Source organism: Pseudomonas sp. MSSRFD41, from assembly GCF_014230245.1.
Classification (GTDB): Bacteria; Pseudomonadota; Gammaproteobacteria; order Pseudomonadales; family Pseudomonadaceae; genus Aquipseudomonas; species Aquipseudomonas piscis.
Genome location: NZ_JACKZK010000004.1, coordinates 157,934 through 178,849, shown reverse-complemented (window position 1 = coordinate 178,849; position 20,916 = coordinate 157,934). Strand labels below are relative to the sequence as shown.

Here is a 20,916-nt window from a genome sequence, read left to right as displayed (position 1 = left end):
CATATCCGCCTAAACATCGGCGCTTTCGCCTTGTTCTTCCCGTAATAGCCACTTGGCCAGCACGGTTTGCAGTTCTTCGAATTTCACCGGCTTTCCCAGGTAATCGGCCCCGGAACCGCCGATGCAGCCCTCTGTACCGGGAACGCAGGCCAGCAGGATCGGCAAACGGGCATAACCCGGCAAGGCCTGGGCCTGGAGGCGGAACGCTCCCACCTGGGAGGTATTGATCTGACCGTCCAGCAGCACCGCGCTGATGGCTTCGCGCCCCAAAGCCTGCAAGGCATCGGTGGGGCTGGCGACGGTACGTACCCGGTATCCCAGCTTGAGCAGCATGCCCCGCAGCACCAACTGGTTGACGTCGTTGTCGTCCACCAGCAACACGGTGCAATCCTCGGGCAGGCGCCGCGAACCGACGGCCGACGAACGGGCCGCCGGCTCCTGGGAGTCGAGCGCCACATGCAGGCGGAAGCAACTGCCCTGGCCTGGTGTTGATTCATGGGTCAACTGCCCGCCAAGCAATTCCACCAACTGCCGGCAGATCGCCAGGCCGATTCCCAGGCCACCGTATTCGCGGGTCATGGAGCCATCGAGCTGGAAGAAACGCTGGTACAGGGTGGCTTCGTCGAGGTTGACGAAGCCGATGCCGCTATCGATCACCTCGAAGATCAGGTTCACCCGCCCAGCCGGAGCGGCCCTGCTGACCACACGCAATATCACGCCCCCAGCCGGGGTGAACTTGACCGCATTCTCCAGCAGGCACTCCAGGCAATGGCTGAGCTTGCAGCGATCGCCCAGCAAACGATCGGGAATGCCGCCGCCCAAGTCGACCCGGAACGACAACGACTTGTTCGCGGCGCTCGCGCCGAACTGGGCCTGCAAGGCACTGAGCAACGAACGCAGGCTGAACGGCTGGCTTTGCGCCGTGAGCTTGCCGGCCTGCAGTTCGGTGAGGGTGAGGATGCCATTGACCATGCGCATCATGTCCCGGGCGGAGCCGGCGGCGGTCTGCTGGTACTGCTCCAGCTCCGGGTCCAGCTCCAGGGTCTGCATCAGTTCCAGGGAACCGATGACGCCATTCATCGGGGTGCGCAGTTCATGGGTCAGGGTGGCCAGGAATTCGTCCTTGAGCCGGTTGCTATGGGCCAGTTGCTGGTTCAGTACCTCCAGCTTCTGCCCGGCGTCCTGCAGGGTCCGGGCCTGCTGTTCGCGCATCGAGTTGATCCGGTCGGCCAGGGCCAGGGACAGCAGAGCCACCTCGATCGCCGAGCCGATCTGGCTGGCGTACATGGTCAGGAACACGTTGGGCAGGTAGCCGAGCACCATCAGGGTATTGATCACGCCACCGAACAGGAAGGCCGACCAGGCGATGATGAAATAGCGCGCCACTCGCAGGCCACGGCACCAGGCGACGATCCCCGCCACATAGATGACCACGGTGAAGACCAGGGCCAGGGTGGTGGCCAGACGCAGCGCCAGGGCGTAGCTGGTCATCAGCGACAGGACCATGACCACGGCACCGAAGGCCATCAGCGCCAGCAAGACACGATCGACCCAGGGGCTATGCCGGGCCGTTTGCAGGAAGCTGCGGGCGAACTGGCTGCCGAACAAGCCGGCCGAGCCGATGAAGAAGGGGGTCGCGGCGTTGGCCCACCAGGGATTATCGGGCCAGAAATACTCCACTGCGGCGCCGTTGACCGAGAGCTGGTACAGGCCGAACGAGGCGATATAGACGATGTAGTAGAGGTAGCTGGTGTCGCGGACACTGAGGTAGATGAAGAGGTTGTACACCAGCATGCCCAGCAACACCCCGTAGATCAGCCCCAGTACATACAGCCGGACGGGCTGGGCCTCGAGGTAGGCGGTGCTGGACCAGAGGCTCACCGGCGCCTGGATCGAACCTTCGCTGGCCAGGCGCAGGTAGACGGTCTTGTGTTCGTGGGGCGAGAAATTCAGGCTGAACAGGTAGTTGTTCTGGTGGATCTGCCGGCTGCGAAAGGGCAAGGCGTCACCGGTGCGCCCGGCCAAACGATAACCGCCGCTTTCATCGGGGACGTACAGGTCCAGGCGGTCCAGGGGGGGATAGGCCAATTCCAGCAGCCAGCTGCGTTGCGCGGCGGGGTTCGCGGGGCGGTAGTCCAGGTCGATCCGCAGCCAGAATGCCGAGCGCGAGTAGCCGGCATTGAGCGTGTCCTGGTCGTGGGCCTTGAAGGCTCCGGACAGGGCTCCGGAACTGACATCGGCGATCGTCGCCTGGCCACTTGTATCCTCGAGGACTTGCATCACCCGCCCCAAGGGCAGGCGTTGGGTGAACTCGTCGAACTCGACGGCACCAGCCAGCATCGGCAGGCTTAACAGCAACATCAGCAAATAGCGCATTAAAGCCCCGGCGTGGCTTGTCCGGTTGTGTCAGGAAGCCCCCCATTTCCCTTTGAGAAGACGTCAACCAGCATGACCTGTTATTGGTTTGAAACCACTCTAGCATAGCCGCTGATGGCCATTGAACACTATTGAGAATATTAGTCTAAAGGCTCTAGAACAGGCTTTTCAGCGCAACCCCGCATACTAGAGCTGTTGCCTCGGTCAGGATTGGCGGCAGAAAAACAGTCCCATGGATCATTCCGCGCCAGGCGCCACGCAAAAAAGCGTTTGGTGGTAAGCTCGCCGCCCATGAATACCTACAGCTCCCGCCCCGTTGTCCTCTGTCTCTCCGGCCACGACCCCAGTGGCGGCGCCGGCTTGCAGGCAGATATCGAAGCCCTGCTGGCCCAGGGTTGCCACGCAGCTCCGGCTGTCACCGCCCTGACCGTGCAAGACACGGTCAACGTCAGCGATTTCCGCGTCCTGGATCGCGAGTGGGTACTGGCCCAGGCCAATGCCGTGCTCAACGACTCCACGGTGGCCGCGGTCAAGCTGGGCATGCTCGGCTCCCTGGAAATGGTCGACACCGTGGTCGAGCTGCTCCAGGCGCATCCGCACCTGCCCCTGGTCTGCGACCCGGTGCTGCGCGCCGGCGGCGGCGGCCGGCTGGGCAAGGATGAAGTGGGCTACGCCATGCGCGAACGCTTGCTGCCCCTGGCGACCATCGCCACCCCCAACCTCCCCGAAGCCCGGATCCTGGCGGAACTGCCCGAAGGCACCGCCGACCAATGCGCCGAAAAACTCCTACCCTACGTCAAGCACCTGCTGATCACCGGCGGCCATGGCGACGAGCACGAAGTGCACAACCGCCTGTACAGCCGCGAGGGCCTGCGTGAAACCTATACCTGCCAGCGCCTGCCGGGCAGCTACCACGGCTCCGGTTGCACCCTGGCCAGCGCCCTGGCCGGCCGCCTGGCCCAGGGCGAGCACCTGGCCAGCGCCGTGCAGACAGCCCTGGACTACACCTGGCGGACCCTGCGCGACGCTGAACAACTGGGGCGCGGGCAATTCGTCCCACGCCGCTTGCCGCTGGATTTCTGCTCGTAATGCCATGAGGCTCGCCCTATGAAACTACGTGGTCTGTATGCCATCACCGATAGCCAGCTGCTGGCCGGCAAGCTCCTGGAATACGTGGAAGCAGCGCTCGATGGTGGCGTCACCCTGTTGCAGTACCGCGACAAGAGCGACGACCAGGCCCGTCGCCTGCGGGAAGCCGAAGCGTTGCTGGGCCTGTGCGAGCGCTACAAGACCCAGCTGATCATCAACGATGACGCCGAACTGGCGGCGCGCATCGGCGCTGGCGTGCACCTGGGCCAGACCGACGGCCCGCTGACCCCGGCCCGGGCCCTGCTGGGCCGCCAGGCGATCATCGGCTCCACCTGCCACAGCCAGCTGGCACTGGCCGAGCAAGCAGCGCGCGAAGGCGCCAGCTATGTCGCCTTCGGCCGCTTCTTCAACTCCAGCACCAAGCCCGGCGTGCCCACCGCCAGCCTCGAGTTGCTGGACCAGGCCCGTGCCAGCCTGCAACTGCCGATCTGCGTGATCGGTGGTATCACCCTGGATAACGCAGCACCGCTGGTCAGCCATGGCGCCGACCTGCTGGCCGTGGTCCACGGGCTGTTCGGTGCCGATAGCGCCGAGCAGGTAACCCATCGTGCCCGCGCCTTCAATGCCCTGTTCGATCTTTGATATTTTTTGAGAGCCCTGCCATGTCTCGTTCCGAAACATTGTTCGCCAATGCCCAGAAACACATCCCCGGTGGCGTGAACTCGCCGGTCCGCGCTTTTCGCAGCGTGGGCGGCACTCCGTTGTTCTTCAAGCATGCCGAAGGCGCCTACGTCACCGACGAAGATGACAAGCGCTATGTCGACTATGTCGGCTCCTGGGGCCCGATGATCCTCGGCCACAGCCACCCGCAAGTGCTGGACGCCGTACGCAGGCAGCTGGAACACGGCCTGTCCTACGGTGCGCCGACCGCCATGGAGACCGAGATGGCCGACCTGGTGTGCTCCATCGTGCCGTCCATGGAGATGGTGCGCATGGTCAGCTCCGGCACCGAAGCCACCATGAGCGCCATCCGCCTGGCGCGGGGCTATACCGGTCGTGACGCCATCATCAAGTTCGAAGGCTGCTACCACGGCCACTCCGACAGCCTGCTGGTCAAGGCCGGCTCCGGCTTGCTGACCCAGGGCGTGCCCAGCTCGGCCGGGGTTCCGGCGGACTTCGCCAAGCACACCCTGACCCTGCCGTTCAACGACATCGCCGCCGTCGAGAAGACCCTGGCCGAAGTCGGCCAGACCGTGGCTTGCATCATCGTCGAACCGGTGGCCGGCAACATGAACTGCGTACCGCCGGCGCCAGGCTTCCTCGAAGGCCTGCGCGAGCAGTGCGACAAACACGGCGTGGTGCTGATCTTCGACGAAGTGATGACTGGCTTCCGGGTCGCTCTCGGCGGCGCCCAGGCCCACTATGGCGTGACTCCGGATCTCTCGACCTTCGGCAAGATCGTCGGTGGCGGCATGCCGGTGGGCTGCTTCGGCGGCAAGCGCGAGATCATGGGCTGCATCGCTCCCCTGGGCCCGGTCTACCAGGCAGGCACCCTGTCCGGTAACCCTCTGGCCATGGCGGCCGGCCTGACCACCCTGCGCCTGATCAGCCGCCCGGGCTTCCACGCCGAGCTGAGCGACTACACCAGCCGCCTGCTCGAAGGCCTGCAGCAACGCGCCGATGCCGCCAGCATCCCGTTCGTCACCACCCAGGCGGGCGGCATGTTCGGCCTGTACTTCAGCGGCGCCGACGACATCGTCACCTTCGACGACGTGATGGCCAGCGACGCCAACCTGTTCAAGCGTTTCTTCCACCTGATGCTCGAAGGCGGCGTCTACCTGGCGCCAAGCGCCTTCGAAGCCGGCTTCACCTCGATCGCCCACGGCGAGACCGAGCTGAAGCTGACGCTGGATGCCGCGGAACGCGCCTTCGCCGCCTTGAAGTGATGCCCTGGCCGGCGGACGCTGCGATCCTCAGCGTCCGCCACGCTCTTTACGCGGACTTTGCTTCCTCCGACCGGAGAAATACTGGCGAAAGCGGCGACTATCGCGCCCATGCGGCAGAAAAACGAGTAAAGACTTTGTAAGGTGGGCCCTGCTTATTTCATAATGCGCGCTTATTGGGCCCCACGCTGGGCCGCGCGCCCCTCAGAGGTAAGTCGATTCCCATGAACCGCACCGGCCGCGCCCTGACACTGGGCTGCCTGTTGCTCTTTCAACCCCTGCTCGCGCACGCACAAGCAGGCGGCAACTCGTTGTTGATCCCAGCGCTGGGTCGCTGCACCCTCGATCCCCAGGCACAGGAACAGGCCGAGGCTCTCGCCGCGTGCCAGAAGGCCGCCGATGAAGGGGATGCCCAGGCGCAATACGAGTTGGGTGAGTTCTACTACGAGGGCAAGGGCGCGCCACGCGACCTCAACCTGGCCCTGAGCTACTTCGAGAAAGCTTCCCTGCAAGGCCACGCCCAGGCGCAGTTCAAGCTCGGCACCATGTTCTTCCACGGCGAAGGCGTACCGGCCAACAACGTGCAGGCCTATATCGTGCTGAAGATGGCTGCGGTCAATGGCGCCGAAGACGCCCTGGATACCGCCGACGAAGTCGCCGAGCACATGCAGCGCGACGAGCTGGAAGTCGCCACCCAGGTGCTGGGACAGATTTTCCGTAAATACCTGCTGGAACTGCAGAGCGCCGACGGCCGCTCGCCCTTCTCCCCCCTGCCTTGACCGCCTCGGCCAGCCATTGGCCAGCAAGACGGCCGCCGCTCACCTGGAACGGCCAGCAATCATCGAACGACGTTACTTCTCGGGCATCGGCATCGGGAACGGCATGACATTGCCCACGCCACGGGCCTCGCTGATCTTCGGCGTTCCCAGGCGCTCCACCTCGTCGATGCGCACGATCGAATGCATGGGCACGAAGCTGCGTACCACGCCTTCGAACTGGGCCTTGAGTTTCTCTTCGCTGGGGTCGACCACCACCTGCGTGCGCTCGCCAAAGACGAATTCCTCGACTTCCAGGAATCCCCACAGATCGCTCTGATAGATCTGCTTGGCGTACATCTCGAACACCTGGCCCTGGTTGAGGAAAATCACCTTGTAGATTGGAGCTTCGCGTTTGGTCATGGCGGACGGACAACAGGTCGAGGAAAAAAATGGGGCGCGAACTATAGCATAGCTACCCGACGCGCAATGCTAGGAACCTGGGGACATGCCCCCTATAATGCGCGGTTCTTTGAATCACCTGAGACCTAGGTCCATGGCCAAGAAGCTTTACATCGAAACCCACGGTTGCCAGATGAACGAGTACGACAGCTCGCGCATGGTGGATCTGCTGGGCGAAAACCAGGCCCTGGAAGTCACGGCGCGCGCCGAAGACGCGGACGTCATACTGCTCAACACCTGCTCCATCCGCGAACGCGCCCAGGACCGGGTCTATTCCCAACTGGGGCGCTGGCGCGAACTGAAACTGGCCAACCCGGAAATGGTGATCGCCGTGGGTGGCTGCGTGGCCAGCCAGGAAGGCGCGGCCATCCGCGACCGGGCTCCCTATGTCGACGTGGTCTTCGGCCCGCAGACCCTGCACCGCTTGCCGGAAATGATCGACATCGCGCGGGCCACCAAGCTGCCGCAGGTGGATGTCTCGTTCCCGGAGATCGAGAAGTTCGACCACCTGCCCGAGCCACGTATCGACGGCCCCAGCGCCTATGTCTCGGTGATGGAAGGCTGCAGCAAGTACTGCACCTTCTGCGTCGTCCCCTACACCCGTGGCGAAGAAGTCAGCCGGCCGTTCGATGATGTGATCGCCGAGATCATCCACCTGGCGGAAAACGGCGTCCGTGAGGTCACCCTGCTGGGCCAGAATGTCAACGGCTACCGTGGCCAGACCCACGAGGGGCGCACTGCGGACCTGGCCGAACTGATCCGCGTGGTCGCCGCCGTCGACGGCATCGAGCGGATCCGCTACACCACTTCGCACCCGCTGGAGTTCTCCGACAGCCTGATCCAGGCCCACGCCGAAGTGCCCGAACTGGTGAAGCACCTGCACCTGCCGGTCCAGTCGGGCTCGGATCGCATCCTGGCCGCGATGAAGCGCAACCACACCGCCCTGGAGTACAAGTCCAAGCTGCGCAAGCTGCGCGCGGCGGTGCCGGGTATCTGCATCAGCTCGGACTTCATCGTCGGTTTCCCCGGGGAAACGGAGAAAGACTTCCAGCAGACCATGAAGCTGATCGAGGACGTGGGGTTCGACTTCTCCTACTCCTTCGTCTACAGCCAGCGCCCTGGCACCCCGGCCGCGGACCTTGCGGACGACACTCCGGAAGCGCTGAAGAAAGAACGCCTGAACGCCCTGCAACACCGGTTGAATCAGCAAGGTTTCGAAATCAGCCGACAGATGGTCGGCTCGACCCAGCGCATCCTGGTGACCGACTACTCCAAGAAAGACCCGGGAGAGCTGCAAGGGCGGACCGAAAACAACCGGATCGTCAACTTCCGTTGCGATGATCCGACCCTGATCGGCCAGTTCGCCGACGTGCACATCGATTCCGCGCAACCGCACTCGCTACGAGGTTCGTTGCTGACGTAGGGACGAGGAAACCGGCCTGGGCGCAAGCCAGCCTGCCGACCGGGCCAGAGGCCAGGGGAAATACCGGCAGTCATCGCTCCTCATAAGAGCTTTCGCACCCAGGCTGCTGGCGTTATCCTTGAATTCATCTCAATTGCCGTTGGGCGGCTAAAAACGACCTTGAACGCACCCATAGAACCTCATCGTTTCATCCTCGAGCCCTTCGAGGCTCGCCGCTTCGCCAATCTGTGCGGGCAGTTCGACGAGCATTTGCGCTTGATCGAGCAGCGCCTGACGATCGAAATCCGCAATCGCGGCAACCAGTTCGAACTGATCGGCGAACCCAAGCACACCACCTCCGCGGAAAACCTCCTGCGCCGCCTGTACCGGGAAACCAAGGGTACCGAGCTGTCGCCGGACCTGGTGCACCTGTTCCTCCAGGAATCCGCCGTGGAAGAACTCGACAACCCTTCAGTGGCCGACGCCGCCGTCGCCCTGCGCACCCGCAAGGGCATGATCCGTCCGCGCGGCCTGAACCAGCAGCGCTACGTCAAGGAAATCCTCGCCAACGACATCAACTTCGGCATTGGCCCGGCCGGTACCGGCAAGACCTACCTGGCGGTAGCCTGCGCGGTGGATGCCCTGGAGCGCGAACAAGTACGTCGCATCCTGTTGGTGCGCCCGGCGGTGGAAGCCGGCGAAAAACTGGGTTTCCTGCCTGGCGACCTGGCCCAGAAGATCGACCCGTACCTGCGCCCCCTGTACGACGCGCTGTATGAAATGCTCGGCTTCGAGCATGTGGCCAAGCTCATCGAACGCCAGGTCATCGAGATCGCGCCCTTGGCCTACATGCGTGGCCGGACCCTGAACAACAGCTTCATCATCCTCGACGAAAGCCAGAACACCACCGTGGAACAGATGAAGATGTTCCTTACCCGGATCGGCTTCGGCTCCACGGCGGTGATCACCGGCGACATCACCCAGGTCGACCTGCCCAAGGGCACCAAGTCTGGCCTGGCCCACGTGATCAAGGTGCTGGGCGACGTCCCGGGCATCAGCTTCACGCATTTCATGCCCAAGGACGTGGTGCGCCACCCACTGGTGCAACGCATCGTCGAAGCCTACGAGCGCTTCGAGCAGCGCAATGCCGACGAAGCCGCCAAGGCCGCCGCCGACAAGGACAACCGCCACGATGCTTGAGCTCGATCTGCAGCGCGCCAGCCTACAGCCGGCCCCCAGCGACCAGCAGTTCCGCCGGTGGTGCGAGCTGGCCCTGCGCCAGCGCACCGCCGATTCGGAACTGACCATCCGCCTGGTCGACGAAGCCGAAGGCCGCGAGCTGAACCACACCTGGCGTCATAAAGATTACGCCACCAATGTGCTGTCATTTCCCGCGGAAGTGCCGGATGAGCTGCTGGATATTCCCCTGCTGGGAGACCTGGTGATCTGCATCCCGGTGGTCGAGCGCGAAGCGGCCGAGCAAGGCAAGGTGCTCGAGGCCCACTGGGCCCACTTGGTGATTCACGGCTGCTTGCATCTGTTGGGCTACGACCATATAGATGACGACGAAGCCGAGGAAATGGAAGCCCTGGAACGTACATTGCTTGCAGAACTGGGTCATCCCGACCCTTATGCAGACGACGAAAGCTGAACAACCCACGTGTAACAACCTAAGGATTCAGAGCAATCGCTATGAGCGAAGATCGATCGAGCAACGGGCAAAAGTCATGGCTGGGCAAACTGACCCAGGCTTTTGCCCATGAGCCGAAAAACCGCCAGGAGCTGCTGGAGCTGCTGCGCGAAGCCCATCAGAACAAACTGCTGGACAGCGAAGCGCTGGCCATCGTCGAAGGCGCCATCCAGGTCGCTGACCTGCAAGTCCGGGACATCATGGTCCCGCGCTCGCAGATGATCAGCATCAAGGCGACCCAGACTCCCCGGGAGTTCCTGCCCGCGGTCATCGACTCCGCACACTCGCGCTATCCGGTGATCGGCGAAAGCCATGACGACGTGATGGGCGTCCTCCTGGCCAAGGACCTGTTGCCCCTGATCCTCAAGGAGAACGGCGACAGCTTCAATATCAAGGACCTGCTGCGCCCGGCCACCTTCGTGCCGGAGTCCAAGCGCCTGAACGTGCTGCTGCGCGAGTTCCGCGCCAACCATAACCACATGGCCATCGTCATCGACGAATACGGCGGCGTGGCAGGCCTGGTGACCATCGAGGACGTACTGGAACAGATCGTCGGCGATATCGAGGACGAGCACGACGTCGAGGAAGACAGCTACATCAAGCCGCTGCCCAGTGGCGACTTCCTGATCAAGGCGCTGACGCCGATCGAGAACTTCAACCAGTTCTTCGACAGCGATTTCTCCGACGACGAGTTCGATACCGTCGGCGGGCTAGTGATGAGTGCGTTTGGCCACTTGCCAAAACGCAACGAAATCACTGAAATCGGCGCCTATCGCTTCCGTGTGCTCAATGCCGACAGCCGGCGGATCCACCTGCTGCGCCTGACCCCCGTCTCTCGCTGAGAACTGGACGTCTCGCCCCTCCCACTGAAACCTTGCCTGCCGCCGACCGATCGGCAGCCGGCAGGGGGCCTGCGCAGGGGCCAGCGGTGAAGGGCTGCGTGATTCGACGCTCAGCTGCACCAACCCGAACCATCTCCTCGCGCCCTGCCCGGTGCGATACAGGAAAGAGCTGATGAAACGCCTCTTGCAGCGCTCGCTTCAACCCGGCTGGCCCGGCAACCTGCTGGCCGTCGCGGCTGGCGCCATCACCACCCTGGCCCTGGCCCCCTACGACATCTGGCCACTGGCGCTGCTGGCCGTCGGCCTGTTCTACGCCGGCCTGCGGCAATTGACCCCACGCCAGGCCCTGGGCCGGGGCTGGTGCTTCGGTTTCGGCCTGTTCGGCGCCGGCACCAGCTGGATCTATGTCAGCATCCATACCTACGGTGGTGCCTCGGTCCTGCTTGCGGGCTTGCTGATGCTGGCCTTCATCGCCGCCATCGCCTGGTTCTTCGCCCTGCCCGCCTGGCTCTGGGCCCGCTGGCTACGACGCAACGAAGCGCCACTGGCCGATGCCCTGGCGTTCGCCGCCCTGTGGCTGGGCCAGGAAGCCTTCCGAGGCTGGTTCCTCACCGGCTTCCCGTGGCTCTATTCCGGCTACAGCCAGCTGGACGGCCCCCTGGCCGGGCTCGCGCCGCTAGGCGGCATCTGGTTGATTTCCTTCGCCCTGGCCTTGACCGCCGCCCTGCTCTACAACCTGCCACGCCTGATCGGCAACGGCCGCAAGGGTTTCATCGCGGCAGGGCTGGTACTGCTGGCGGCCCCCTGGGTAGCCGGCCTGGCACTCAAGGGCCACGCCTGGACCAGTCCAGCGGGAGAGCCGCTGTCGGTCGCGGCCATCCAGGGCAATATCGAACAGAGCATGAAGTGGGACCCTGCCCAGCTCAATGCGCAACTGGGGCTGTACCGCGACATGAGCCTGGCCAGCAAGCGCGTGGACCTGCTGGTGTGGCCGGAGACCGCAGTCCCGGTGCTCAAGGAGTCGGCCGAGGGCTATCTGTCGATGATGGGCAACTTCGCCGCCGATCGTCATTCCGCGCTGATCACCGGAGTACCGGTACGCCAGCTGGTGCACCACGAGAAGCGCTACTTCAATGGCATCACCGTGACTGGCGAGGGCGATGGCACCTACCTGAAGCAGAAGCTGGTGCCCTTTGGCGAATATGTACCGCTACAGGACCTGCTGCGAGGCCTGATCGACTTCTTCGACCTGCCCATGTCCGACTTCGCCCGTGGCCCGGCCGACCAACCCTTGCTGCAAGCCAAGGGCTACCAGGTCGCGCCCTTCATTTGCTATGAGGTGGTCTACCCCGAGTTCGCCGCTAGTCTGTCGGCCCGCAGCGACCTGCTGCTGACCATCAGCAACGACACCTGGTTCGGCACGTCCATCGGCCCCCTGCAGCACCTGCAGATGGCCCAGATGCGCGCCCTGGAAGCCGGCCGCTGGATGATCCGCGCCACCAACAACGGCGTCACCGGGCTGATCGACCCGTTCGGCAAGATCACCGTGCAGATCCCCCAGTTCGAACGCGGCATCCTCTATGGCGAAGTGGTGCCCATGCACAACCTGACGCCCTACCTGCAATGGCGCTCCTGGCCTCTGGTAGCGCTCTGCACCCTGCTGCTGGGCTGGGCGCTGCTCGCCAGCCGGATCGCCAAGACCGTCTGAGCCCTGCGCCGGCTCCCCCGGGAGCCGGCACTCAGCGATAGAACAGGCGATACCCCACCTGGCCCACCGCCTCATTGAGCAATTGCCCGCTCTGCCAGATGGACTTGAACTCCGGCATCCAGCCACCCAACGGACGGGCGTTGTCCACCCCCAGGAACCCCACCGGCGCCGGCACCACCACGAACCCTGCGCGTTCGAAGCTCCAGACCGAACGCGGCATGTGCCAGGCCTGGGTCACGATCACCACGCGCTTGATGCCCCTGGGCAACAGGACCTGGGCACTGAACTGCGCATTCTCCCAGGTGGTACGGCTGCGGTCTTCCTGCCAGCGCACCGTCACTCCGAAATCGTCGCGCAGTGAGTCAGCCATCAACGCGGCCTCGCTTGGCGGCGTGCCGTAATGCAGGCCACCACTGGTCAGCAAGGGCAGGCCGGAAGCCTTGGCCAGCCGGGCGGCATAGCGCTCGCGCTCCAACCCCACGCCAGTGGGCTGGTCAGTGCCCCACGCCGGATCGCCACGCTCGCGCCCAGATCCCAGGACCACAATGGCATCGGCCTGCTCGGCCAACCTCGCCCACTGCTCCGGCGGCAGGGGCGGCAGTTGCTCGAGCCCACGGGCGCCCCACTGCACCATCACCGGCAAGCTCATCAGCCAGAAGCCGCCCAGACCGAGAAAGAAGCAGCAACGGGCGAGACGCGGCCTGGAACGACGCAACATCCAGGCGAGCAGCAGCAACAGCAGGAGAACACCGGGCGGCAGCAGTAACTGCTTGATGAAATAGCGAAAAGGCATCGGACATCTCCAGAAGATGTCCGAAGCCTAAAGGGATGGTTATCCGGCAACAACCGCTGCCGGTGATTTTCGCTTTCGAGGTCCTCGGCAACGACCTCGCTCGCCCCCGCGCCCCGGGAACTACTTGAACTGCCGGGAACGGACCTTCACCGAGTTCCGGACGGGGGCCTTGTCCTTCAACCAGAGGATCTTGGCCGAACGAGGTGCCTCCTGGTGGTGCAGACTGCTCGATACATCGACCGGCACCTCGCGCCGGTTGTGGGCCAGGTAGGCTCGGATCAATTCCAGTTCGGCGGGGCTCAACCCCCGCAGCTCCAACTCTACGGAGCGTTCATCGCGCAGCCGATCCGCGGTTCTCGCCGCATCCAGGGCCAGAGCCAGTCGATTCAGCAGCCGCTCGTACACCTCAGGACCTGTTGCCTTGCGCTGCAATTCAAGCATCCGTTCACCTCATCGAAGAATAAGACTCACTCCCCTTTTTGAGCTTAGCCGGGCCGCCGCGGGCCACGCGCCGCCGCGACCAACGGCCCAGGCGCGCAATCAGGGTTTCCCTAGGCTGAGCGCGGTCATGTATGCTACGGCGCTTCCTGTAACTCCACTTCCAGCTCCACCGGGAACCGAAAACGCCATGCCTGGCGCCCTCACTACCCGAGTCGCGTTGAAGAGGATTAGGCCACCCTTATCCAGTACATAAAGTAGCCATGCACGAACAATACCTGCCCCGTGATATAGAAGCCGCCGCCCAGTCCTTCTGGGATGAGCAAAAGTCGTTTGAAGTCAGCGAACAGCCAGGCAAGGATACTTACTACTGCCTATCGATGTTCCCGTACCCGAGCGGCAAGCTACACATGGGGCACGTGCGCAACTACACCATCGGCGACGTCATTTCCCGCTACCAGCGCATGCAAGGCAAGAACGTCCTGCAACCCATGGGTTGGGACGCCTTCGGCATGCCGGCGGAAAACGCCGCGATGAAGAACAACGTCGCGCCGGCCAAGTGGACCTACGAAAACATCGCCTACATGAAGAGCCAGCTGCGTAGCCTGGGCCTGGCGGTGGACTGGTCGCGCGAAGTCACCACCTGCAAGCCGGACTACTACCGCTGGGAACAGTGGCTGTTCACCCGCCTGTTCGAGAAAGGCGTGATCTACCGCAAGAACGGCACCGTGAACTGGGACCCGGCGGACCAGACCGTCCTGGCCAACGAACAGGTCATCGACGGTCGTGGCTGGCGCTCGGGCGCGCTGATCGAGAAGCGCGAAATCCCGATGTACTACTTCCGCATCACCGACTACGCCGACGAGCTGCTGGAAAGCCTCGACGAGCTGCCGGGTTGGCCCGAGCAGGTCAAGACCATGCAGCGTAACTGGATCGGCAAGTCCCGCGGCATGGAAGTGCAGTTCCCGTTCGACCAGGCCAGCATCGGCCATGAAGGCACCCTCAAGGTCTTCACCACCCGTCCGGACACCCTGATGGGCGCCACCTACGTGGCCGTCGCCGCCGAACACCCGCTGGCCACCCAGGCTGCCCAGGGCGATGCCGCGCTGCAGGCGTTCATCGACGAATGCAAGAGCGGCAGCGTGGCCGAGGCCGACATGGCCACCCAGGAGAAGAAGGGCATGCCCACTTCCCTGTTCGTCGAACACCCACTGACAGGCGAGAAGCTGCCGGTGTGGGTCGCCAACTACGTACTGATGCACTACGGCGATGGCGCGGTGATGGCCGTGCCAGCCCACGACGAGCGCGACTTCGAGTTCGCCCATAAGTACAACCTGCCGGTCAAGGCTGTGGTGCGCACCAGCGCCGGTGATGACGTCGGCGACGAGTGGCAGGCGGCCTACGGCGAGCACGGCCAGCTGATCAACTCCGGCGAGTTCGACGGCCTGGACTTCGCTGGCGCCTTCGATGCCATCGAAGCCGCGCTGCTGCGCAAGGAACTGGGCAAGTCGCGCACCCAGTTCCGCCTGCGCGACTGGGGCATCAGCCGCCAGCGCTACTGGGGCTGTCCAATCCCGATCATCCATTGCCCGTCCTGTGGCGACGTGCCGGTGCCAGAAGACCAACTGCCGGTCAAGCTGCCCGAGGACGTGGTGCCCGACGGCGCCGGTTCACCACTGGCGCGCATGCCGGAATTCTACGAGTGCACTTGCCCGAAATGCGGCACTGCGGCCAAGCGCGAAACCGACACCATGGATACCTTCGTCGAGTCGTCCTGGTACTTCGCCCGCTACGCCTCGCCGAACTACGAAGGTGGCATGGTCGATCCGAAAGCCGCCAACCACTGGCTGCCGGTGGACCAGTACATCGGCGGTATCGAACACGCGATCCTGCACCTGCTGTACGCGCGCTTCTTCCACAAGCTGATGCGCGATGAAGGCCTGGTGACCTCCAACGAGCCTTTCAAGAACCTGCTGACCCAGGGCATGGTGGTCGCCGAGACCTACTACCGTGTCGCCAGCAATGGCGGCAAGGACTGGTTCAACCCGGCCGATGTCGAAGTCGAGCGTGATGCCAAGGCCAAGATCATTGGCGCGCGCCTGAAGACCGACGGCCTGCCGGTGGAAATCGGCGGCACCGAGAAAATGTCGAAATCGAAGAACAACGGCGTCGATCCACAATCGATGATCGAGCAGTACGGCGCCGACACCTGCCGCCTGTTCATGATGTTCGCCTCGCCGCCCGACATGAGCCTGGAATGGTCCGACTCCGGCGTCGAAGGTGCCAGTCGCTTCCTGCGCCGCGTCTGGCGCCTGGCCCAGGCCCACGTAGTCCATGGCCTGCCGGGCAAGCTGGATGTCGCCGCCCTGAGCGACGAGCAGAAAGTGATTCGTCGCGCCATCCACGCCGCCATCAAGCAGGCCAGTAACGATGTGGGCCAGTTCCACAAGTTCAATACCGCCATCGCCCAAGTGATGACCGTGATGAACGTGCTGGAAAAAGCACCACAAGCCAGCGAACAGGACCGCGCCCTGCTGCAGGAAGGCCTGGAGGCCGTCACCTTGTTGCTGGCCCCGATCACTCCGCACATCAGCCATGAACTGTGGAACCGGCTGGGCCATGAGGGTGCGGTCATCGATGCCAACTGGCCGGTCGTGGACGAAAGCGCCCTGGTGCAGGACAGCCTGCAACTGGTGGTGCAGGTCAACGGCAAGCTGCGTGGCCAGATCGAGATGCCGGCCAGCGCCAGCCGCGAGGAAGTCGAAGCGGCCGCACGCAGCAACGAAAACGTACTGCGCTTCACCGAGGGGCTGACCATCCGCAAGGTCATCGTGGTACCGGGCAAACTGGTCAACATCGTCGCCAGCTAATTGGATCGGGCGCCCGGTGGGAACCGGGCGCCGAACAAGACCTTCGGGGCCACAAGGTTGGCCCATACGGTTTCAAGGGGAGCAATACATGATCAAACGTAATCTGCTGGTGATGGGCCTGGCTCTGGTGTTGAGCGCCTGCGGCTTTCAACTGCGCGGTACTGGCAGCCAGGAATTGAGCATCAAGGAGCTCGACCTCAGCGCCCGGGACGCCTACGGCACCACCGTCAAGATGATGCGTCAGATCCTCGAGAACAGTGGCGTCGACGTGCATGCCGGTGCACCGTACAAACTGGTTCTGGTCAGCGAAGCGGAGAACCAGCGCAACCTCAGTTATAGCGGCGGCGGCCGCTCTGCGGAATACGAGATCAGCATGGTACTCAACTACCAGATCCGCACCCGCGACAATCTGCAATTGCTGAGTGACAAGCTGCAAGTGCAGAAAGTCTTCCTGCATGACGGCAACAACATCACCGGCTCCGACCAGGAAGCGGCTGAAACCCGTCGGGAAATGCGCCGCGATCTGGTCCAGCGCATGCTGATCCGCCTGCAACTGCTGAGCCCGGAGCAACTGGCACAACTGCAGGCTACTGCCGAAGCCAAGGCCAAGGCCGAAGCGCAGGCGCTGGAAGCAGCGCGCAAGGCCGAAGCCGAAACTCCGCGACAGTCTCCCCTGGAACTGCCGAACCAGTAAGCCTTGTGGGGCGCTCCGGCGCCCCACCGACCCGCATCTATGAAACTCGCCCCCGCTCAACTCGGCAAACACCTGCAAGGTTCCCTCGCCCCTGTCTATGTGATCAGCGGCGACGATCCCCTGCTCTGCCAGGAAGCCGCCGATGCCATACGCACCGCGGCACGCCAGCAGGGCTACGACGAGCGCCAGGTGTTCAGCGCCGATGCCAATTTCGACTGGGGCAGCCTGTTGCTGGCTGGCGCCAGCATGTCGCTGTTCGCACAGAAGCGCTTGCTGGAACTGCGCCTGCCTTCGGGCAAGCCCGGGGACAAAGGTGCTGCTGCCCTGATCGAATACTGCTCGCGCCCGGCCGAAGACACCGTGCTGTTGATCAGCCTGCCCAAGCTCGACGGTAGCGCGCAGAAAACCAAATGGGGCAAGGCCCTGGTCGAAGGTGCCCAGACCCAGTTCGTGCAGATCTGGCCAGTGGACGCCAACCAGCTGCCACAGTGGATTCGCCAGCGCCTGTCCCAAGCCGGAATGACCGCCAACCAGGACGCCGTGGAGCTGATCGCCGCCCGGGTCGAAGGCAACCTGTTGGCTGCCGCCCAGGAAATCGAAAAGCTCAAGTTGATGGCCGAGGGAGGACAGATCACTGTCGAAACGGTACAAGCGGCCGTGGCCGACAGTGCCCGCTTCGACGTCTTCGGCCTGGTCGATGCCATCCTCAACGGCGAAGCGGCGCACGCCTTGCGTATGCTCGAAGGACTCAAGGGCGAAGGGGTCGAGCCTCCGGTGATCCTCTGGGCCCTGTCCCGGGAACTGCGGCTGCTGGCCAACCTGGCCCTGCAATTCGGCCAGGGAATTCCCCTGGACAAGGTTTTCAGCCAGGCCCGCCCGCCCGTCTGGGACAAGCGCAAGCCGCTGATGAGCAAGGCCCTGCAACGCTATTCCGCCCAGCGCTGGAGCCAATTGCTGCTGGACGCCCAGCGTATCGACGCACAGATCAAGGGCCAGGCCAGCGGTTCCGCCTGGAGCAGCCTGAGCCGCCTGTCGCTGCTGATGGCCGGCCAACGCCTACCCTTGCCCGCCGAGTAAGCCCGCCCATACGGGAAAAGATCATGGGTACTGGACAGCAGTGCCCAGCTGGCCGATGATGCGCGCCGTCGTACCTCTCCCCATCAAGCGAGTATCGAGCATGAGCAAGCCATCCAAGCATGGCCCCAACAAGGCCAAATCCATCATTGCCCAGCCACTGTTCCGTTGCCGCCAGGAACGCCCGGCCAAGGGCAAAGGCAGCTACCGCCGCGAAGCCTTCCAGTCCAAAAGCTGGGAGGCTTCTTACTTTCTGGCCGCCTGAAGCCCTGGACCCCACAGGCATGATAAGGTCTGCACCTGATAGTCATTCTCCCTGGACCTGTGCATGCCCTTTTGTATTTCCCGTCGTTGGCACCTACGCCAACTGATCGCTGCCTCCAGCCTGATTCTGCTCGTCGCCTGCGCGGAAAAACCTACCGCCGCCGACGCCCAACCGTTGCCCGCACTCCAGTCGGCCCCCATTACCGCACCAGCGACCGTCGCCCCCCTGGTGGTCGATAACCTGGACATCCAACCGACCCAGAGCTTCGAACAGTGGCTGAGTGCCTTTCGCGCTGAAGCGCTGAATGCCGGTATCCGTGCCGATGTGTTCGACCGCTCCTTCGCCGGCGTCACTCCGGACATGAGCGTGATCAAGGCCGACCGCAGCCAGCCGGAGTTCACCCGCCCGGTATGGGAATACCTGGACGGCGCCCTATCCCCCGTACGCGTGCGCAAGGGCCAGGCCCTGCTGAACCAGTATGGCGACATCCTGCAACGTATCGAACAGCGCTACGGCGTGGATCGCCAGGCGCTGGTGGCCGTCTGGGGCATGGAAAGCAACTTCGGCGATTTCCAGGGCAACAAGTCGGTGATCCGCTCGCTGGCGACCCTGGCCTATGAAGGCCGGCGCCCGGCCTTCGCCAATAGCCAGCTGATTGCCGCACTGCAGATCATCCAGCATGGCGATATCCAACCCGAGAAGATGCTCGGCTCATGGGCCGGGGCCATGGGCCAGACCCAATTCATCCCGACCACCTACAACACCCACGCCGTGGATTTCGACGGTGACGGCCGCCGGGATATCTGGAACAGCCCTGCCGATGCCCTGGCCTCGACGGCGCACTACCTGCAAAGCTCGGGCTGGCAGAAAGGCCAGCCTTGGGGCCTGGAAGTCCAGCTCAACAGTGGTTTCGACTACGCCCTGGCCGATGCCAGCACGCGCAAGAGCGTGGCCGAGTGGATGCGCCTGGGGATGAGGCCAGCCAACGGCAAGGCATTGCCCTACGGTTCCGAGCAACTGTCCGCGTCCTTGCTGCTGCCAGCGGGTTATCGGGGACCGGCGTTCCTGATCCTGGATAACTTCCGGGCCGTGCTCAAGTACAACAACTCCTCATCCTATGCGCTGGCGGTGAACCTGTTGTCCGAGCGTTTCAGCGGTGCCGGACTGATCAGCGGCGCTTGGCCCAAGGACGAACTGCCCTTGAGTCGCAGCGAACGTATCGACCTGCAGACCCAGCTCAATGCCAGCAACTACGATGCCGGCAACCCCGACGGCATCATCGGCGCCAACACCCGCAAAGCCATCCGCAGCGCCCAGCAGACCCTGGGCTGGCCGGCGGACGGTTACCCGACCCGCAAACTGCTGGACAGCCTGCGTAACCGTTGAACCGCAGGCCGGAGCAGAAAAGCTCGCTGCTCCGCCAGCCAATTATTTGAAGACCACATCCTGGGCCAGGGTCAGTTCCCTGGCTCCGGCATCCAACCTGACCAGCGCCCCCATGGGCAAGGTCAGGTTGGGGTCGCAATGACCGCTGCGCCAGCCAGCCAGCACCGGAATCCGCAACGGCTCGAAGGTGCGCTTGAGCAAATCACACAGCGCAGTGAAGTCCACTCCGGCCACATCCCCCACCAACACGCCCCGCAACTTGCCGAGCTTGCCCGCCAGGCGCAGGTGATTGAGCAGGCGATCGATGCGATACAGCGGCTCGTTGACGTCCTCGATGAACAGGATGGTGCCGTCGGCGACGATGTCGTAGGGCGTGCCCAGGGTGCTGGCGATGATCGACAGGTTCCCCCCCAGCAGCGCCCCCTGCGCGATACCTGGCTCGATGGTGGTCAAGGGAAATGCCACGGGGTGGGACAACAGGCTGCCGGCCCTGACCTGCCCGCGCAATAGATTGAAGAACGACGCCTCGGTGGGAGCCTGCTTGGCTGCCAGCAGGTCGGCGTTGAGCAGCGGTCCGTGAAAACTCACGAACCCGGCGTAACGATTGATTGCCAGGTGCAAGGCGGTGATATCGCTGTAGCCGACGAAGGGCTTGGGATTGCGCCGCAACAGGTCGAAGTCGATCTTGTCCAGCAACCGAGGGCTGCCATAGCCCCCACGCAAGCACAGGATGGCGTCCACCTCGGGGTCGGCGAAAGCGTCATGCAGGTCTTGCAGGCGCACCTCGTCGCTGCCGGCCAGGTAGCCGTCCTGCTGCCCTACTCCGGGGAAGATCCGCAAGTCATAGCCCCTGGAGCGCATCCACTGGAAGGCCTTGGCAGTGTCCAGCGCGGCCGGGCCGGCCGGGGCGATAAGACCGATGACGCCTTCGGCCGCCAGCGCCGGCACGGGCAGGTGGGCATGGAGGGCGGCGGTCGGTTGGATGGGCATGCGGATTCTCCCTGTGTGAATTCACTGGAGCACAGTAGCCATGAATGTCGCGAAACAGAAGGGGGAAATAGCTGGCGAAGAGCAGAAAGCCCAGGGGCAGGCGATGGGACTCGAGAGGAAGCGGCGAGAACGCCCGCAG

19 protein-coding genes are annotated in these 20,916 nt (G+C 63.7%); 14 read left to right on the top strand and 5 right to left on the bottom strand.

The features are described 5' to 3' along the window. Positions 1-9 precede the first annotated feature (9 nt). A complete protein-coding gene (locus tag H7A76_RS09655) occupies positions 10-2,376 on the bottom strand; it encodes a 7TM diverse intracellular signaling domain-containing protein (protein WP_185698273.1) in 2,367 nt (788 codons plus the stop codon). Between the two features lie 291 nt (positions 2,377-2,667). On the opposite strand from H7A76_RS09655, the gene H7A76_RS09650 reads away from it, so the two are divergent. The 4 genes from H7A76_RS09650 to H7A76_RS09635 all read left to right on the top strand — a co-directional run bounded on the left by H7A76_RS09650 (position 2,668) and on the right by H7A76_RS09635 (position 6,187). Further along, positions 2,668-3,465: a hydroxymethylpyrimidine/phosphomethylpyrimidine kinase gene (locus tag H7A76_RS09650; RefSeq protein ID WP_185698272.1), complete on the top strand. Its 798-nt coding sequence runs from the start codon at positions 2,668-2,670 to the stop codon at positions 3,463-3,465. An 18-nt stretch (positions 3,466-3,483) separates the two neighbouring features. Beyond that, a complete protein-coding gene (gene thiE / locus H7A76_RS09645) occupies positions 3,484-4,107 on the top strand; it encodes a thiamine phosphate synthase (protein WP_185698271.1) in 624 nt (207 codons plus the stop codon). Between the two features lie 20 nt (positions 4,108-4,127). Beyond that, positions 4,128-5,411: a glutamate-1-semialdehyde 2,1-aminomutase gene (gene hemL / locus H7A76_RS09640; RefSeq protein WP_185698270.1), complete on the top strand. Its 1,284-nt coding sequence runs from the start codon at positions 4,128-4,130 to the stop codon at positions 5,409-5,411. 221 nt (positions 5,412-5,632) lie between these two features. Beyond that, on the top strand, positions 5,633-6,187 hold the full coding sequence (locus tag H7A76_RS09635; protein ID WP_185698269.1) for a tetratricopeptide repeat protein: 555 nt from the start codon (positions 5,633-5,635) through the stop codon (positions 6,185-6,187). Between the two features lie 72 nt (positions 6,188-6,259). Here the strand turns inward: H7A76_RS09635 and H7A76_RS09630 are convergent, their stop codons facing one another. Next, entirely contained in the window at positions 6,260-6,586 is a 327-nt protein-coding gene (locus H7A76_RS09630; RefSeq protein ID WP_022641185.1) for a DUF1820 family protein, read from the bottom strand. 133 nt (positions 6,587-6,719) lie between these two features. Here H7A76_RS09630 and miaB point away from each other — a divergent pair, with 133 nt between their 5' ends. The 5 genes from miaB to lnt all read left to right on the top strand — a co-directional run bounded on the left by miaB (position 6,720) and on the right by lnt (position 12,267). After that, a complete protein-coding gene (gene miaB, locus H7A76_RS09625) occupies positions 6,720-8,048 on the top strand; it encodes a tRNA (N6-isopentenyl adenosine(37)-C2)-methylthiotransferase MiaB (protein WP_185698268.1) in 1,329 nt (442 codons plus the stop codon). A 159-nt stretch (positions 8,049-8,207) separates the two neighbouring features. Continuing rightward, complete coding sequence (locus H7A76_RS09620) at positions 8,208-9,227, top strand: PhoH family protein (protein WP_185698267.1); 1,020 nt, start codon at positions 8,208-8,210, stop codon at positions 9,225-9,227. Continuing rightward, positions 9,220-9,678, top strand: coding sequence for an rRNA maturation RNase YbeY (gene ybeY, locus H7A76_RS09615; protein WP_185698266.1), 459 nt, complete (start codon positions 9,220-9,222; stop codon positions 9,676-9,678). Before H7A76_RS09620 ends, ybeY begins: the two co-directional genes overlap by 8 nt. Before the next feature lie 41 nt (positions 9,679-9,719). Continuing rightward, positions 9,720-10,559 carry an HlyC/CorC family transporter gene (locus tag H7A76_RS09610; protein ID WP_022641189.1) on the top strand — a complete coding sequence of 280 codons (840 nt, stop codon included), beginning with the start codon at positions 9,720-9,722 and terminating at the stop codon, positions 10,557-10,559. Positions 10,560-10,731: 172 nt separating this feature from the next. Beyond that, the gene (gene lnt / locus H7A76_RS09605) at positions 10,732-12,267 is read left to right on the top strand and encodes an apolipoprotein N-acyltransferase (RefSeq protein WP_409519182.1); all 1,536 of its coding nucleotides are present in this window, start codon (positions 10,732-10,734) and stop codon (positions 12,265-12,267) included. 31 nt (positions 12,268-12,298) lie between these two features. Here the strand turns inward: lnt and H7A76_RS09600 are convergent, their stop codons facing one another. Continuing rightward, positions 12,299-13,060, bottom strand: a complete 762-nt coding sequence (locus H7A76_RS09600; protein ID WP_185698265.1) for a YdcF family protein — start codon at positions 13,058-13,060, stop codon at positions 12,299-12,301. A 120-nt stretch (positions 13,061-13,180) separates the two neighbouring features. Beyond that, positions 13,181-13,501, bottom strand: coding sequence for a hypothetical protein (locus H7A76_RS09595; protein ID WP_185698264.1), 321 nt, complete (start codon positions 13,499-13,501; stop codon positions 13,181-13,183). 260 nt (positions 13,502-13,761) lie between these two features. Here H7A76_RS09595 and leuS point away from each other — a divergent pair, with 260 nt between their 5' ends. From leuS to H7A76_RS09570, 5 genes are all read left to right on the top strand, one after another. Next, positions 13,762-16,368 carry a leucine--tRNA ligase gene (gene leuS / locus H7A76_RS09590; protein ID WP_185698263.1) on the top strand — a complete coding sequence of 869 codons (2,607 nt, stop codon included), beginning with the start codon at positions 13,762-13,764 and terminating at the stop codon, positions 16,366-16,368. An 88-nt stretch (positions 16,369-16,456) separates the two neighbouring features. Then, positions 16,457-17,062, top strand: a complete 606-nt coding sequence (lptE, locus tag H7A76_RS09585) for an LPS assembly lipoprotein LptE (RefSeq protein ID WP_185698262.1) — start codon at positions 16,457-16,459, stop codon at positions 17,060-17,062. Positions 17,063-17,101: 39 nt separating this feature from the next. Then, positions 17,102-18,139: a DNA polymerase III subunit delta gene (gene holA / locus H7A76_RS09580; RefSeq protein WP_185698261.1), complete on the top strand. Its 1,038-nt coding sequence runs from the start codon at positions 17,102-17,104 to the stop codon at positions 18,137-18,139. Between the two features lie 100 nt (positions 18,140-18,239). After that, positions 18,240-18,401 (top strand): alternative ribosome rescue factor ArfA, encoded by a 162-nt coding sequence (gene arfA / locus H7A76_RS09575; RefSeq protein WP_103325142.1) that lies wholly within the window; start codon positions 18,240-18,242, stop codon positions 18,399-18,401. A 63-nt stretch (positions 18,402-18,464) separates the two neighbouring features. Then, positions 18,465-19,787 carry a lytic murein transglycosylase gene (locus tag H7A76_RS09570; protein ID WP_185698260.1) on the top strand — a complete coding sequence of 441 codons (1,323 nt, stop codon included), beginning with the start codon at positions 18,465-18,467 and terminating at the stop codon, positions 19,785-19,787. A 42-nt stretch (positions 19,788-19,829) separates the two neighbouring features. Here the strand turns inward: H7A76_RS09570 and H7A76_RS09565 are convergent, their stop codons facing one another. After that, on the bottom strand, positions 19,830-20,777 hold the full coding sequence (locus tag H7A76_RS09565) for an LD-carboxypeptidase (protein WP_185698259.1): 948 nt from the start codon (positions 20,775-20,777) through the stop codon (positions 19,830-19,832). Positions 20,778-20,916: the final 139 nt, after the last annotated feature.